The following is a 15696-nucleotide window of genomic DNA, read 5'->3' on the forward strand; positions in this document are numbered from 1 at the left end:
GCGACCTGGGGAGGGAATCAAACGTGGCCTGGGGACGCTGCGTACTGCGTGAAGAAGATCGGATTCCTCTCCTTCGGTCACTGGTCGGCCGGCGGGCATTCCCAGGCCAGGTCGGCCAAGGATGTCCTGCATCAGTCGATCGACCTCGCGGTCGCCGCCGAGGAGCTCGGCGTGGACGGTGCGTACTTCCGGGTGCACCACTTCGCCCGGCAGGCGGCCAGCCCGTTCCCGCTGCTCGCGGCGATCGGTGCGCGGACCTCGAAGATCGAGATCGGCACCGGCGTGATCGACATGCGCTACGAGAACCCGCTGTACATGGCCGAGGACGCGGGCGCCGCCGACCTCATTTCGTCCGGCCGGCTGCAACTGGGCATCAGCCGCGGCTCACCGGAGCAGGTGATCGAGGGTTGGCGCCTGTTCGGCTACAGCCCCGCGCCGGGCGAATCGGACGCCGACATGGCCCGCCGCCACACCGAGGCGTTCCTCACGGTCCTCGGCGGCGAGGGTTTCGCCGAGCCCAACCCGCGGCCGATGTTCGCCAACCCGCCCGGGCTGCTGCGGATCGAACCGCACTCCGAGGGACTGCGCGACAGGATCTGGTGGGGCTCCGCATCCAACGCGACCGCGGTCTGGGCCGCCGAGCTGGGGATGAATCTGCAGAGCTCGACGCTGAAGACCGACGAGTCGGGCGAGCCGCTGCACGTCCAGCAGCGCAAGCAGATCGAGACGTACCGCGAGGCGTACCGGAAGGCGGGCCACACGCGGGAGCCTCGGGTGTCGGTCAGCCGCAGCATCTTCGCCCTGACCAACGACCTCGACCGCGCCTACTTCGGCCGCGACCGCAACTCCCGGGACCAGGTCGGCATGATCGACGACACGACCCGGGCCGTCTTCGGGCGCTCCTACGCCGCGGAGCCGGATGAGCTGGTGAAGTTGCTGCGGGACGACGAGGCGATCCAGGCCGCGGACACCTTGCTGCTGACCATCCCGAACCAGCTCGGCGTCGACTACAACGCGCATGTACTGGAGAGCATCCTCACCCACGTGGCACCGGAACTCGGCTGGCGCTGAGCATCGGTCAACGGACGGGCGGCCCGGATCGACGGGCCGCCTGTCCGGGCGGTACAGCCGTCGGCAGGGCGGATGCCCGCATGGCGGCACTTCCGCCCTCTCAGCTCCCGGTGTGCGCAGCTGCTGGCTCATGGGCCCGCGGAAGGTCACGCTCGCGGCGCATTGGGCTCATGGCGAGGATGATCCAGCAGGGCGCGACGATTCCCGTCATGATCCACATGGCCGGCCGGTAGCCGACGGCGTCTCCGAGCACGCCGCCGAGCAGGGATCCGAGTGGGATGGTGCTGTGGTTGGTCATCATGGCCGTCGCCACGACCCGGCCGAGCATGTGCGGCGGGCAATAGGCCTGCCGGAAGCCGCCGATCACGATGTTGGCCACGGAGACTCCGATTCCGACGAGGAAGCCTCCCGTCGCGAACAGCAGCAGGCCCGGGCCCGCCGTGGTCATCGGCAACAGCAGTGCGAACGGCGCGGTGGCGGCCTGCAGAAGCAGCAGGCCGCGTGCGGTGCCGAACCGGCGGCCGACCCAGGCCGCCATCAGCGCGCCCGCGATACCGCCGGCGCTGCCGCTGCTCAACAGCACGCCGACCATGCCGGGTTCCAGTCCGACGGTACGGACCAGGAAGACGACCTGGACCGCTTGGTAGCCCATCAGCGCCATGTTGGTCACAGCGCCCCACATGACCATCGGACGCAGGTACCGGTCCCCGCCCACAAAGCGGAGACCGTCGAGGATCTGCCGTCGTAGGGAGGGACGTTCCTCATGGGGAACATGGCCCGGCTCGACGACGCTGATCCGTGTCAGGCAGACCGCGGAGACCAGGAATGTCACCGCATCGGCCACGAGAGCGCTGACGGCCCCGAATGCCTGGGCGAGCAGTCCCGCCACCCCTGGACCGGCAACCTGGGTGGCGGCCTCGCTGCCCTGCAGCCTGGCGTTGCCCTCCAGCAGGTCGCGTCCACCGAGCACGATCCGGATGTAGGAGTGGTAGGCGGTGTTGAAACACACTGCCGCGGTGCCGCAGAGCAACGCGACGACGAGCAGGTATGGAAAGGTGAGCGCGCCGAGCCAGGCAGCCAGCGGAATGCTCACCAGTGCCGCAGCGGCCACCAGGTCGCACGCCACCATCAGGGGACGTTTCCGTATCCGGTCCACCCAGGCACCCACCGGCAGACCCACCAGCAGCCAGGGCGTCCACACCGCCGCGGCGAGCAGACCGACGGCAGTGGAACCGGCGTCCAACTCCACCGCCGCGATCAGTGGGAGCGCCACCACGCTGACACTGTTGCCCAACCCGCTGACGGTCTCCCCCAGCCACAGCCGGCGGAAATCTCGTTGGGCGAACACTCCCCAACGAGTTCGGGGTTGGTCCAGCGCCTCATTGATGACGTCCATCCGAGGGATCATGCCGTAATTCATGGCCGATCCGCGGTCGAGGCCACTCAGCACCGATCCGTTCGGACCACATCTCAGGCCGCGGAGATTCGGGGATCCCGCCCGGTCTCCACGAAGTCTGTACGGCCTTGGGTGTGACTCCCGACCATGGAAGTGGCACCTGATGAGCGACGTGACTGCCTCGACCGATGCGGTTCAGCTGACGGTGTGCTGGTTCAGCAGCTCAAGGTGCTCCGGTTCCATGGTGATTGTCGCGGCGGCCGCCGAGTCGCGCACGGTCTTGGGCCGGGTGGCGCCGGAGACCGCGATGAGGGATGGGGACTGGGCGAGGAGCCAGGCCAGGGCGAGCTGTGCGGGGGTGGCGTCGTAGTGTGCCGCCAGCTTCTCGAGTGTGCGGACGAGCCCGGAGCCCGCGCCGGCCATGCCCCGCAGCGGGGAGTACGCGAGGAAGGCGATGCCCTGGCGCCGGCAGTACGCGAGCACGTCGCGGTCGCCGGGGTCGAAGAGCGAGTAGGGGTTCTGAACGGTCGCGATGCCCGCCTCGCCCTGGGCCTGGGTGAGTTGGCGCACATCGACGTTGGACAGGCCGATCAGGTCGATCTTTCCCTGCTGTCGCAGTTCGGCCAGGGCGCCGACGCTGTCGGTGATCGGGACGTGCGGGTCGGGCCAGTGCAGGTGGTACAGGTCGATCCGTTCGACGCCCAACGCGCGGAGGCTGGCCTCGCAGTGGCGGCGCAGCGTCTCGGGCCGGCCGTCGACGGGGAAAGTGCCGCCGCTGCGGTAGTGGCCGCCCTTGGTGGAGATCAGCGGGCGGTCGGCCGGGACAACACCGCGCAGTGAGCGGGCGACGAGGTGCTCGTTGTGGTTGTCCTCGTTCGCCGTGGTGTAGGCGTAGGCGGTGTCCAGGAGCCGTATGCCCGCGTCGAGGGCCGCATGGATGGCGTCGGCCGCCGCGGCGGGGTCGTCGGCCCGGTCGAAGGTCAGGGCCGCCAGACCGAGGCCCACGGGATGGACCTCGGTCCGGCCGATGCGGCGCGATGTCAGGCTCACGCCGCACATCCTTGCTTATCCGCGCCGGCGATGACGTGCTCTCCTGCGGTGACGGTGAAGGGCTCTCGTCCGGGCAGTTCGATCGTGCCGGTGCATCCCGGGGGCACGGTGACGGTGGCGACGAGTCGGCCCTCGGTGAGCTCCCAGGACAGGGCGGCGGTGCCGTACGGAGTCTCGTGCCGGGTGCGGGCCCAGGTGATGCCGCCTCCGGGGCGAGGGCGGTAGGTGATGGCGCGGTAGCCCGGTTCGGCCGGGGCGATGCCGCCGACGACGCGGTGCAGCCAGTCGGCGACGGCGCCCAGCGCGTAGTGGTTGAAGGAGGTCATGCCGCCGGGGTTGAGGGTGCCGTCCGGGCGCAGGCTGTCCCAGCGCTCCCAGATGGTGGTGGCGCCCATCTTGACGGTGTAGAGCCAGGACGGGCACTCGGTCTGGGTCAGCAGCCGGTACGCGACGTCGAGGTGGCCGGTGTCGCTGAGCGCGTCACAGATCAGCGGGGTGCCGACGAAGCCGGTGGCGATCCGGGCGTCGTCCTGGAGGACCAGCTCGGCCAGTCGGTCGCCGGCGAACTGGCGCAGGCCGGCGTCCTCGAGGAGGCCGAAGGCCAGGGCCACGGAGTAGGCGGTCGGACTGTCGCTGGTCATGCGGCCGTCGGCGTGCACGTAACGGCGGCGGAAGGCGGCGGCGACCTCGTCGGCCAGGGTTCCGTACTGCTGTGCCACCTCCTCGTAGCCCAGTGCGCGGGCCGACCAGGCCAGGTGGCGGGCCGACCAGGCGAAGTAGGCGGTGGCTATGAGGTAGCGGTCGGTGCGTGCGGCGGCGGGGTCCTCGGGCGGGGCGATGGGGTCCAGCCAGTCGCCGAGCTGGAAACCGGTGTCCCACAGCCGGCTCGGCCCGGCCAGCCGTGCCATGAGGTCCACCCACGCGCGTCCCATGGGAAAGTGCCGGCGGAGCAGTTCGAGGTCGCCGAAGCGCTGGTAGAGCACCCAGGGAGTGAGGGTGGCCACGTCGCCCCAGGCCGCGCCCGGCTGGACGGGGGTCCACATCGGCTCCCCGGGGATGACGGGCACGTACCAGGGGATGGTGCCGTCGGCGGACTGTTCGACCGCGACGTCGTCCAGCCAGGAGTCCAGCATGCCGGCGCAGTCGTACAGGAAGCTCGCCGTGGGGGCGAAGACCTGGAGGTCGCCGGTCCAGCCGAGGCGCTCGTCGCGCTGCGGGCAGTCGGTGGGGATGTCGACGAAGTTGCCCCGCATGCTCCACACGACGTTCTCGTGCAGCCGGTTGACCATCGGGTCGCTGCACTCGAACCAGCCGGTCCGGGCCATGTCCGTGTGGTAGACCCGCGCCACTACGGCGTCACCGGTCAACTCCCCCGGCCAGCCGCTGACTTCGGCGTAGCGGAAGCCGTGCAGGGTGAAGCGGGGCTCCCAGGACTGTTCTCCCGCGCCGTCCAGGATGTAGGTGTCCGTGGCGGCTGCCAGACGCAGCGGGCGGGTGGCGAGTTCGCCGTCCTGAAGGACCTCCGCGTGCCGGAGGGTGACGGTGGTGCCGGCGGGGCCGTCGACGGTGATGCGCAGGCGGCCGACGAGGTTCTGCCCGAAGTCGAGCACGTACCGGCCTTCGGCCTTGGTGGTCACGGTGGCAGGGCGGACCTCCTGGGTGCAGCGAACCGGTGCGCCCTTGGGGGCGATCAGGGTGTCCGGGTTCCGGCTGCCGGTGGCGACCGGCTCCCAGTGTCCGCCGCGACCGCCGTGCGGGGTGGACCAGCGGGCGTCGTGGAGGCGGGCGTCGAACGTCTCTCCGTCGTACAGGCCGCTGAAGAGGATCGGGCCGGCGGAGGCCTGCCAGGTGGGGTCGGTGGCGATGACGGTGGTGCTGCCGTCGTCGTGGGTCACTTCGAGCTGGGCGATGAGGGACTGGTCGCTGCCGTAGAGGTCGCGGTGGCCGCCGTCGAAGCCGAAGCGGCCGCGGTACCAGCCGTCGCCGAGCCAGGCCCCGATGGTGTTGGCACCTTCGGTGAGGAGCGAGGTGACGTCGTAGGTGTAGTACCGCAGGCGTTCGCCGTAGACCGTCCAGCCGGGAGAGACGGTGTCGTCGCCGACCCGGTGACCGTTGATCTCGGCCTCGTACAGGCCGTGTGCCGTGATGTAGAGGCGGGCCCGGGTTATGGGCCGGGACAGGGCGAAGTCCCGTCGTACGCGGGCCGGCCGGCGGTCGCTGTCCGGCTCTTCCGGCCAGGCGGCGCCGACGGGGACGGCGCGCCAGTCGCCGGGTTCGAGGAGACCTGCTTCGACGGCGGCCGGCGCGCTCCAGGGCGAGGGTTCGTCGGTGCCGGTCCAGAGGCGGACCCGGACCAGGGCGCGTTCCCGGGAGGTGAGAGGGGTGCCGGGCCAGGGCACGAGGACCTGGTCGGGGCCGGTGATGCGACCGGTCCGGTGGATGTCTCCGCCCCGGTCGATCTCGATCTCGTAGCCGTCCTGGGTTTCCGTTCCGGGCGGCGTCGACCAGGACAGGCGGGGTTCGGTGACTCCGATACCGAGGCCGTCGCGCAGGTGCTCGAACGTCAGCGGGGCAGGCTGAAGGGACATCGGTGGGGGACCTTCCGTGAGGGGGTGGTGCGAGCGGCGTCGCCGTGCCGGGCGGGTTGTCGTCAGCCCTTGACGGCGCCTCCGGTGAGGCCCTTCATGACCTTCTGGTTGAGGAACAGGTAGACCACCAGCGTGCCGAAGACGTTGATGCAGATGGCGGCGAACAGCGGGCCGTACTGGGTGGCGCCGAAGTCGCCGGTGAAGTTGAGCAGGCCGACCTGGACGGTCCGCAGATCCTGGTCGTTGGTGAAGGTGAGCGCGATCAGCAGGTCGTTCCAGATGAAGAAGAACTGGACCAGGCCGACGGTCAGGACGGCGTTGCGGACCACCGGCAGGCTGACGCTCCAGAACGCGCGCAGGATGGAGGCACCGTCGATGGTGGCCGCCTCGAACAGCTCCCGGGGCACGGACTTGTAGTAGGTGCTCATCATGAACACCGTCAGCGGCAGGCCGGTTCCGGTGTAGGTGAGGATCAGGGGCCACAGAGTGCCCGACAGGCCGGTCTGGAAGTACACGGTGAACAGGGGCAGCAGGATCATCTGGGAGGGCACCATGATGCCCGCGAGGAAGATCAGCAGGGTCAGGCTGCGTCCCTTCCACACCATGATCTGCAACGCGAAGCCGGCCGCGGTGCCGAGCAGCAGGATCAGGGCGAGGGAAGGGAGGGTGGCGAGAAGGCTGTTCCTGACGTACAGCCCGATGTGGCCGGTGGTCCACGCCTGGCTGTAATTGCCCCATTCCCAGGTGGTGGGCAGGCTCCAGGTGGAGTTGTTGAGGTAGTCGCTGTTGGACTTGAGCGAGGTCAGGAACATCCAGACCATCGGGTACACCTCGACGACGAGGAGCAGACCGATGATCACCTTCACCCACACGCGGGAGACACGGCGCCGGCGGCCAGGGGCGGCCCCGGCACGACGCAGGCGGTCGCCCAGGCCACGCGCCCGGGTTGTCTTCATCGGCGCATCGACGGACATTGCCTTTCAGCCCTTCGTGAGGTCGCGCCGGGAAACGCGGAAGACGACCAGGGTCACCAGGAGGCACAGCACCGTCAGCAGCAGTGCGATCGTGCTGCCGTAGCCGTAGTCGCCGTAGGTGAACGACGTCTGGAACATGTACAGGGTCAGCGGGGTGGTGGCGTTGCCGGGGCCGCCGTTGGTGAGGGCGACGATGGAGTCGAAGACCTTCAGCGTGCCGTTGATGCTGAAGATCATTGATGACATCAGCACCGGGAAGGACAGCGGCAGCACGATGTGCCGGATGAGCCGCAGGCCCGAGGCGCCGTCCAGCCGAGCGGACTCCAGGACCTCGTCGGGGATGTCGACCAGGCCGGCGAACAGCAGGACGGCGTAGAAGCCCATCGAGCGCCAGATGTCCATGAGGATCAGGACCCAGAAGGCGCTTCCGGCGCTGCCGAACCAGTCGACGGATCCGATGCCGACCATGTTGAGCAGCGAGTTCACCGGGCCGGTCTGCGGGGCGACCTGGAAGAACTTCTGGAAGAGCAGGCCGACGGCCACCGTGGGCAGCACGACGGGGAAGAACACCAGGGTGCGGATCAGGCCGGAGGCGCGCTTGAGGAAGAAGATGTACAGCAGGGAGAGCAGGTAGCCGGCCGCGACCTGGCCGACGGTCACCACGGCCGCGTACTTCAGGGTGAACCACAGGGCGTCACGCACGGCGGGGTCGGTGAACAGCCGGTGGAAGTTCTCCAGGCCGTTGCCGGTGAACCCGTCGATGGTGTTGCCCTTGGTGAACGAGTAGCCCAGCGACCACACCATGGGGACGAGCATGATGAGGGAGTACACGAGCAGCGCTGGTCCCACCAGGATCAGGATCGCTCTGCGGTCACCGAGTACGCGGTGCATGGTGTCCACTTCCTTGCGTGTCGAGCTGTCGGGGCCGGGCAGTCGGTGTGGGGCGGCCCGGGCGCGGTGGGTTGCCGGGACCGGGCGTGCCCCACACGCCGTCTGTCACTGGCTGTTCAAGGCGTCCTGGACGGTCTGCATGAACTTCTCGGGGCTGAGACTGCCCGTGGCCAGTCCGGCCGCGTTGGTCTGGCTCACCGTGGTGGCCTTGGTGCTGAACAGGGCCTCGAACCACAGCACGTTCTGCTTGGAGGAGCTGATGGTGTCGCGGACCTGACCGGTGACCGCGTTGGGGGCGGGGACGTCGGTGTTGAGCTTGAAGCCGGAGATGACGCCCTGGTCCTTCAGGACGGTGCTGCCGTAGTTCCTGGCGATGCACGAGACCCAGTCGCCGGTCTTCTTGTCGAAGGTCTTGGAGCCGAGGGTGATGGCCAGGCCGACGTTGGACGGGTACTGGTCGATGGAACCCTTGCCGCCGGCGACCGCGGGGAACGGCATGAAGCCGATGTTCTCCGCGCCGACCTGGTCCTGCTTGGGGTCGGCGATGTTGGCGAGCGCCCAGCTGCCCATGTAGAACATGGCGGCCTTGCCGGACAGGAACTGGTTCATCGCGGTGTCGTAGTCGATCGAGCCGACGCCCTTGCCGAAGTAGCCCTTCTTGCCGAGGTCGGCGATCTCCTGGGCGGCCTTCACGTACTGCGGGTCCGTCAGCTTGGCCTTGCCGTCCGCGACGTCCTTCAGCGCGTCCGGGCCGAGGCTGCGGTAGAGGTAACCGGAGACCAGCCGAGTGATCGGCCAGCCCTGCTGGCCCGACGCGGAGAGCGGCTGGATGCCCTTGGCCTGCAGCTTGGCCGACGCGGCGACGAGCGCGTCCCAGGACTGCGGTTCACTCAGGCCGTTTTCGGCGAAGAGCTTCTTGTTGTAGAAGATCCCCTCGACGTTGTACTCGTACGGCAGCGCCGCCAGCTTGCCCCCGTACAGGGCCTTGATCGTCGAGACGGCGCCGGGCTCGAGCTGGTCGAGCACGCCCAGGTCGGTGAGCTTCTTCTCCAGATCCGCGACCTTGCCGGCCTTGTACAGCTGGTTGGTCAGCGCCGGCGCGTTGCCCGCGGCGAACTGGACCGGCAGTGCGTTCTGGCCCGCCAGCAGCTGCAGCTTCTGGTCCAGGCTGGTCTGGGGAACGGTCTCCACCTTCAGCGGCTGGGCGGTGTCGGCCGTCTTGCAGGCACCCTTCGACAGCGTCGTCAGAGCCGTCTTGACCGTGGAGTTCTCCGTGACGCTCAGGTAGCTGAACTCCTTGGCCGCCGCGGTGGAACCGCCGCCGCCGGTGCCTCCGCAGGCGGAGGCGAGAACGACCACCGCGGCGGCGCTCGCGGTGAGGCCGAGGATCCGTGCTCTTCCGGCACGGGACGAATCGATGATCACAGCTTGGCTCCCTGTCAGCGTTGATGCGGAGGCACGCGATGCCGGCCTGCGGGAACGCCGCGAGCACCATGAGTGTGTATAACGTTCTTCACGACCGAGCGGGCACAACAGTGCACCCAGCGCCCGGCACCGTCAAGACATTCCGCGGAAACGACACAGAAACGCGGCTCAGGTCTAGCCGAGAGAGGCGGAGATGGTGTAGACCGTTGCACTAGCTACGAAGGACACAGGGGGCAGCAGGCATGGAGTCCGCACCGCAGCGGAAGAAGCGCGTGACCATCACCGACGTCGCACACCACGCGGGAGTCTCGACTGCCGCGGTCTCCAAGGTGCTGCGCAACGCCTACGGGGTGAGCGCGGCCATGCAGGAGCGGGTCAGGGCGGCCATGGCCGAGCTCGACTACCGGCCGCACGCGGCGGCGCGCGGCATGCGCGGACGCACGTACACGATCGGTGTTCTGCTGGACAACATCCGCAACACCTTCTTCGCCGACATCCTGGACGGGATCCAGGACCAGCTGCATGACAGCGAATACACCGTCATGGTCGGCGCGGCCGGCTTCGGCGCGGACGCGCAGGCCAAGACCATCCGGTCCATGGTGGACCGGCAGATGGACGGGCTGATCCTGATCGCACCGGGAACACAGCGCACCGAAGTGATGGCCATGGCCCAGTCCACCCCCACGGTCGTGATCGGCCATCACGATCCGTCCGACATCCACGACTCCGTCCTTGACGCGGACGGCCTCGGGGCCGGCCTGGTGATCGACCACCTGGTGTCGGCCGGCCACCGCGACATCGCCCTGGTGTCGGCCCCCGGAACCAAGTCGAGCCAGTGGACGCGTACGCCCGAGATCGTGCTGACCAGCGGCTACCTCGAGGCGATGGAACGCCACGGGCTTCAGGAGTACTCCCGTGTGTGCCGGGCCGCGTACTCCGACGACGGGGGCTACAAGGCCGGCATGAGCCTGCTGACCGCGGAGAAACCGCCCACGGCGATCATGACCGGTGCCGACGTGGCCGCTCTGGGGGTGTGGCGCGCCGCGCACGAACTCGGCCTGCGCGTCCCTGAGGACGTCTCCCTGGTGGGCTACAACAACACCGCGATCGCGGACCTCGCCACCGTGCAGCTGACCAGCGTCGACCAGGCCGGGCACACCATGGGCTCCACCGCGGCCAAGATGCTCATCGAACGCGTCGAGGGCCACCGCGACCGGGCCACCCAGACCACCATGACGCCCCGCCTCGTCGTCCGCCACAGCACCTCGGCACCGGCCGCCCGTCCCTGATGCCCCACCACGGGCCGCTCGAAGTGGCTCGCAGCCTCGTCTGTCGACGACGGCTTCACCAGACGCGCCGACCGCTGGGTCAGTAGCGGAGGCGAGCCTCAGGCCCGTTGATACTCAGCAGCACTTATTGAAGACTTGCAGCGGAGGCTGCAGGCCGTCGATCGGAGCCAGCCTGAGCTCCAAGTCCTGCAGCGGCTTGAGCAGGGAATTGAGGCGAATCCTGTCGGGTGGCGATTTGTCAGGCGCTTGGGTCCGAGCCGGTCCAGCGCTGCTCCCCCGCGGGCACGGGGGCCGGCCTGCGTGCGGTGTCACTGATGCGGATCAGGATGCCGATGAGCACCCAGTTGGCGATGACGGAGGAACCGCCGTACGCGAGGAACGGCATGGTCATACCGGTCAGCGGGATGAGGCCCATGACCCCGCCGGCGACCACGAAGACCTGAAACGCGAAGGCGCCGGAGAGGCCGACCGTGAGGAGCTTGCCGAACGGGTCGCGGGCGGCGAGGGCCGTGCGGACACCGCGCTCGACGATCAGGCCGTAGAGCATCAGTATCGCCATGGTGCCGGCAAGGCCCATCTCCTCTCCGAAGGTGGCGAGGATGAAGTCCGAGTTGGCGGCGAACCGGATCTGTTCGGAGTGGCCCTGGCCGAGGCCCGTGCCGAGGGTGCCGCCGGAGCCGAACGCCCAGAGGGCCTGCATCGCCTGCTCCGAGTGGCCCGGAACGCCCGACTGGCTGAGCTTGTACTCGCGCATCGGATCGAGCCAGGACTGAACACGCTGCTGTACGTGGGGTTCGAAGGTGGCCACGCTCACGGCACCCGCCGCCGACATCAGCAGACTGAGGACGATCCAGCTCGTCCGTTCGGTCGCGACGTACAGCATGATGACGAACATTCCGAAGAACAGCAGCGACGTTCCGAGATCGGTCTCGAACACCAGGATGAGGATCGAGATGAACCAGACGGCCAGGATCGGGCCCAGGTCGCGGCCGCGTGGCAGGTGAAGGCCCATGAACCGGCGGCTGGCCAGGGCGAGCGCGTCCCGCTTCACCATCAGATAGCCGGCGAAGAAGATCGCCAGGATGATCTTCGCGAACTCACCGGGCTGGATGGAGAAGCTGCCGACGTGGATCCAGATCCTGGCGCCGTAGATGTTGGCTCCGAGGCCGGGAACCAGCGGCAGGAGCAGCAGCACCAGCGCGCCGACCATGCATATATAGGTGTAGCGCTGCAGGACGCGGTGATCCTTCAGGAAGACCAGCACGACAGCGAAGAGAACGATGCCGAGCGCGGTGTACATCAACTGGCGGGGCGCCGCGGTTCCCGCCTGCTTGATCGACTGGAGCAGCTTGGACTGGTCGAGGCGCCAGATGACGACCAGACCGAGCCCGTTCAGCAGCGTGGCCAGCGGCAGCAGCAGCGGGTCCGCGTACGGAGCGAACTTTCGTACGACGAGATGGGCGACGGCGGCCAGCAGGCCGAGGCCCAGGCCGTAGCCCAGCAGCCCCGCGGGGACCTGGCCGTCGATGGCGAGGCCCACGTTGGCGTAGGCGAACACAGGAACGGCGACGGCGAAGACCAGCAAGGCCAGTTCGGTGTTGCGTCGGTTCGGCGCGCCGATCGATCCGATCGTCGACGTGTGGTGCGTCGGAGTGCTCGTACGACTGCTCATCGTCTGACAGGGCCTCTCACGGCGTCTGGATGCTCACCGCATGGCGAAACGTCGGCAAGGCAAGGGCAGGGTGCGATGCGGTCGTGGATCGGGAGGACGAGGTGCCGGCCGCGCTGTCAGCTGACGTGATCATGGACGTCAGCGGAGGTCTGCGTGGTTCCCGTACTCCTACCGGCCTCGCCCGCTGAGGACCTCGCGTTGTTCTCGCTCTCGCGTGAGCACCCTCCCGGGCCGTTCTGCGGCCGCGGAAGGGCGCTCAGCGACGAACACGTCCAACTGCCGTCGGCCGGCGAACGGGTGGGATCAGCTCGTGTTGCCGCGCGGGCACGTCGGCACGGTCGGAGGCGAGGAGCCGGGGTGCGCCGGGTGCAACGGCCGGAAGTAGTGGGTGAGTGTCCAGACGCCGATGCGAGCGCCGGCGCGGCACCCCTCGGTGTCCGCCGTGCGGGTGTGGATACCGGCCCAGACCCGGGCATCGATCATGTCCTGGTTGAGCTGTGTGGCGTCGTCGTAGCGCCTTGTCGTGCCCGTGACCTCTGACGGGATGTTCAGGTCGAGGCGCGTGGTGCCGAAGATCCCGGTCAGGGTCTGCACGACGGCGCCGGTGACCGCGGTGTGCCCGCTGATGTAGTCGGGGTGCGGGGGTGTGACCAGCAGCGGCTGCCACTGCGGATCGGGGTCGGTCGCGGAGTTGCCGTCGGTGTCGGCCAGTTGGATGGCGGTGATCGGCCGCCAGACCCCGTAGTGGAACTTGGCATCCCACGCGGTGATGACGGCGTCGGTCGCCGAGGCGTTCGCGGCGGCGAACAGGCGCGCCGTGTCGGCGATGTCCAGGTGGTGCCGTGCGCTGTAGTCGCGGAACGCCGTCTGGAACTGCACCGCCAGGTTGCCCCCGAAGAACAGGGCGGTCTCGGTCTGTTGCGCGGTGCGGGGCGAGCCGGTCCGCGCGCCCATGGTCTTCACCTCGTTGAGGTCCTGGGCGTAGCGGGCCGAGGTGAGAGCGGGCGGCGGGCCGGGCCGGAACTGGGCCGGTGAGGTGCGCAGCAGTGGGCGCAGCCGGGCGAGCCACGTGTCGATGAAGGGAAGTCCGGCCGGCGGGGTGGGCCGCCATACGCCCGGTGCGGGCGGTGTGGTGAACTCCAGCGTCGCGAACCGGCCGTCGCCTTCCCGTAGTTCGAGGACGTGGTCGGCGGCGCGCGCTCCGAAGGACACGCCCTGTCGCTTGGCGTTGCCGTCGGGGATCTCGGCGAGGGAGTCGGCGTACGCGGCGTCGAGCAGCGCACGGGACGCGGGGAAGTCGGCGAGCAGTACGTGGTGTGCGGCGGTCACGGCCGCCGCCTCGGGGGACGCGCCGGCGGGCCCGTGCGCCCGCCACTTGTAGGGGGCGTAGCGGCCCTGGATGCCGACCACCGCGTTGTAGACGGCGATCGAGACGAACCCGTTCCAGATGACCGCCTGCCCGGAAGGCCGGGTGGCGGTGAGGTTCGCGTTGATGACGTCGGTGGCGATGACGCTCCAGTCGCGGATCGCCGAAGGGTCCGCAGCGGGCGGCCGGTTCATGTCGGCGACGACTGTGGCGGCCGTGCCGGCGGTCCGCGCCGCGGCGGGTCCGGGCGCCGCTGTCGCGGCGGCGACAAGGACCGCCGGCACCGCTATGCCGGCGAGCCGCCTGAACCGCCTGAACCACCGGAGGCGCGGCCTGGACGGTGGCGGGGTACTGTCCGCAGGACTCATGTCTCAGACTCCTCGTCGGTCTCGGGCCCGCGCCGAACCAGAGGACCTCCGGACCGGCGCGGGTCACGTCGGCGTGATTCCTACCCGTGACCAGGGTGGCTGCCGCCCGACTCATCCCAGTGACGCAGCCTGTTCCCGCCTTCCGTCGCCGAGGGACGCCCACGCGAGGATGACGAACCCTCACCCAACGCGCCATCGCGCGCCTCGTCGTTCAGCGGGCGACCACCGCGACCGCCGTCGACCGCCGTCTGTCCGTCGTGAGTCAGTACGACCGCCGGCAGCAGCCGGCTCCTGCCTGTGGCTTCGACGTTTTCCCAGTTCGAACTGTGCGAGCGAGGCGAGCATCGTGCAGGACGCGGTTCAGGGCCGGTCACGCGCGATGCCGAGAGCGAAGCGCTTGACCCTCACGTGGCGTCATGCCGCATTGTCGGTGGCGTGGAAGAGCACCTGACAGTGGGACGGGTGGCCGAACTGGCCGGCGTGAGCGTCCGCACGCTGCACCACTATGACGAGATCGGCCTCGTGCGGCCGTCCGCGCGGACCTCGGCCGGGTACCGGGCCTACTCGGCGGGTGACGTAGAGCGGCTGCGGGAGGTACTCGCCTACCGGCGGCTGGGCTTCGGATTGCGCGAGATCGCGGATCTGGTCGACGACCCGGCCACCGACGCGGTCGCGCGCCTGCGCCGGCTGCGCGGCCTGCTGCTGGAACAGCGCGACCGCGCCGCTGCGACGGCGACGGCCATAGACAGGGAACTGGAGGCGCGGGCATTGGGAATCAGGACGACACCGGAGGAACAACTGGGTGTGTTCGGCGCGCAGTTGTACGACGCCATCGGGTCTGCTTACCCTGCGACACGACGCACCGAGCCGCGGATCGCCGCGAGGATCTGGGATGCGCTCGGGGACGCACGAACCGTTCTCAACGTCGGGGCCGGCACCGGCTCCTATGAGCCCCCGGACCGCGACGTCACGGCGGTGGAACCGTCGGCGGTCATGCGGGCGCTGCGTCCCGCGGGCGCGGCCCCGTGCGTGGCAGCCGCCGCGGAGAGCCTGCCCTTCGAGGATCAGTCCTTCGACGCCGCGATGGCCTTCAGCACCGTTCACCACTGGCAGGACCCGATCGCCGGACTGCGTGAGATGCGCCGCGTGGCCCGCCGCGTGGTGGTGTTCACCTATGACGCCGGCGACACCGGCGACCCCGGCCGGCGTCAGCGGTTCTGGCTCACCCGCGACTACCTGCCCGAATTCGCCGGCCTGCTTGTCGACTGGCCTTCACTGGCCGACCTGACCGGCGCGATCGGGGGCCGCGCGGAACCGGTGCTCATCCCGTGGGACTGTGCTGACGGCTTCTTCGAGGCCTACTGGCGCCGGCCCGAGGCATACCTGGATGACCATGTGCGCCGCGCGGTTTCGGTATGGACCAAAGTCGGGCCGGAGGCCGAGCAGCGGGCAGTGAGCAGACTCCGCGACGACCTTTCCTCCGGCCGGTGGGCCGAACGGAACCGCGACCTCGTCGCCCTTGACGCGGCAGAGCTCGGCCTCCGCCTTCTCGTGGCCTGAACCCGCGGAAACCGCCGTCGAGGCGCGGGGCCCGGCAACGTTGTGC

Annotated in this window: 11 protein-coding genes; 3 read left to right on the forward strand and 8 right to left on the reverse strand. The window is 69.2% G+C overall.

Annotated elements, in window-relative coordinates; translation table 11 throughout:
• Window positions 1–48: 48 nt before the first annotated feature.
• A complete protein-coding gene (locus tag ACFWVC_RS22135) occupies window positions 49–1071 on the forward strand; it encodes an LLM class flavin-dependent oxidoreductase (RefSeq protein WP_384288505.1) in 1023 nt (340 codons plus the stop codon).
• A 100-nt stretch (window positions 1072–1171) separates the two neighbouring features.
• Here the strand turns inward: ACFWVC_RS22135 and ACFWVC_RS22140 are convergent, their stop codons facing one another.
• From ACFWVC_RS22140 to ACFWVC_RS22165, 6 genes are all read right to left on the reverse strand, one after another.
• Window positions 1172–2467, reverse strand: a complete 1296-nt coding sequence (locus ACFWVC_RS22140; RefSeq protein WP_384288508.1) for an MFS transporter — start codon at window positions 2465–2467, stop codon at window positions 1172–1174.
• A gap of 195 nt (window positions 2468–2662) precedes the next feature.
• Entirely contained in the window at window positions 2663–3517 is an 855-nt protein-coding gene (locus ACFWVC_RS22145) for an aldo/keto reductase (protein ID WP_384288511.1), read from the reverse strand.
• Entirely contained in the window at window positions 3514–6105 is a 2592-nt protein-coding gene (locus ACFWVC_RS22150; RefSeq protein WP_384288514.1) for a family 78 glycoside hydrolase catalytic domain, read from the reverse strand. Before ACFWVC_RS22150 ends, ACFWVC_RS22145 begins: the two co-directional genes overlap by 4 nt.
• 62 nt (window positions 6106–6167) lie before the next feature.
• Window positions 6168–7061 (reverse strand): carbohydrate ABC transporter permease, encoded by an 894-nt coding sequence (locus tag ACFWVC_RS22155; protein WP_384288517.1) that lies wholly within the window; start codon window positions 7059–7061, stop codon window positions 6168–6170.
• Between the two features lie 24 nt (window positions 7062–7085).
• The gene (locus ACFWVC_RS22160; protein WP_384288520.1) at window positions 7086–7970 is read right to left on the reverse strand and encodes a carbohydrate ABC transporter permease; all 885 of its coding nucleotides are present in this window, start codon (window positions 7968–7970) and stop codon (window positions 7086–7088) included.
• A gap of 105 nt (window positions 7971–8075) precedes the next feature.
• Window positions 8076–9395 (reverse strand): ABC transporter substrate-binding protein, encoded by a 1320-nt coding sequence (locus ACFWVC_RS22165; RefSeq protein ID WP_384288523.1) that lies wholly within the window; start codon window positions 9393–9395, stop codon window positions 8076–8078.
• Window positions 9396–9637: 242 nt separating this feature from the next.
• Between ACFWVC_RS22165 and ACFWVC_RS22170 the strand changes: the two genes are divergently transcribed.
• Window positions 9638–10684 carry a LacI family DNA-binding transcriptional regulator gene (locus ACFWVC_RS22170; protein ID WP_384288525.1) on the forward strand — a complete coding sequence of 349 codons (1047 nt, stop codon included), beginning with the start codon at window positions 9638–9640 and terminating at the stop codon, window positions 10682–10684.
• A gap of 238 nt (window positions 10685–10922) precedes the next feature.
• On the opposite strand, the gene ACFWVC_RS22175 is transcribed toward ACFWVC_RS22170, so the two are convergent.
• Both ACFWVC_RS22175 and ACFWVC_RS22180 read right to left on the reverse strand, forming a co-directional pair.
• Window positions 10923–12356 carry an FtsW/RodA/SpoVE family cell cycle protein gene (locus tag ACFWVC_RS22175; protein WP_384288528.1) on the reverse strand — a complete coding sequence of 478 codons (1434 nt, stop codon included), beginning with the start codon at window positions 12354–12356 and terminating at the stop codon, window positions 10923–10925.
• Window positions 12357–12659: 303 nt separating this feature from the next.
• The gene (locus tag ACFWVC_RS22180) at window positions 12660–13916 is read right to left on the reverse strand and encodes a vanadium-dependent haloperoxidase (RefSeq protein ID WP_384288531.1); all 1257 of its coding nucleotides are present in this window, start codon (window positions 13914–13916) and stop codon (window positions 12660–12662) included.
• A 636-nt stretch (window positions 13917–14552) separates the two neighbouring features.
• Here ACFWVC_RS22180 and ACFWVC_RS22185 point away from each other — a divergent pair.
• The gene (locus ACFWVC_RS22185) at window positions 14553–15650 is read left to right on the forward strand and encodes a methyltransferase domain-containing protein (RefSeq protein WP_384288534.1); all 1098 of its coding nucleotides are present in this window, start codon (window positions 14553–14555) and stop codon (window positions 15648–15650) included.
• Window positions 15651–15696 lie beyond the last annotated feature (46 nt).

It is taken from the genome of Streptomyces sp. NPDC058691, assembly GCF_042714775.1.
GTDB lineage: Bacteria > Actinomycetota > Actinomycetes > Streptomycetales > Streptomycetaceae > Actinacidiphila.

Coding starts and splice junctions, on each gene's coding strand:
- ACFWVC_RS22180 (WP_384288531.1), bottom strand. CDS start 13,916: ATGAACCGGCCGCCCGCTGCGGACCCTTCGGCGATCCGCGACTGGAGC.
- ACFWVC_RS22175 (WP_384288528.1), bottom strand. CDS start 12,356: ATGAGCAGTCGTACGAGCACTCCGACGCACCACACGTCGACGATCGGA.
- ACFWVC_RS22155 (WP_384288517.1), bottom strand. CDS start 7,061: ATGAAGACAACCCGGGCGCGTGGCCTGGGCGACCGCCTGCGTCGTGCC.
- ACFWVC_RS22150 (WP_384288514.1), bottom strand. CDS start 6,105: ATGTCCCTTCAGCCTGCCCCGCTGACGTTCGAGCACCTGCGCGACGGC.
- ACFWVC_RS22170 (WP_384288525.1), top strand. CDS start 9,638: ATGGAGTCCGCACCGCAGCGGAAGAAGCGCGTGACCATCACCGACGTC.
- ACFWVC_RS22160 (WP_384288520.1), bottom strand. CDS start 7,970: ATGCACCGCGTACTCGGTGACCGCAGAGCGATCCTGATCCTGGTGGGA.
- ACFWVC_RS22140 (WP_384288508.1), bottom strand. CDS start 2,467: ATGGACGTCATCAATGAGGCGCTGGACCAACCCCGAACTCGTTGGGGA.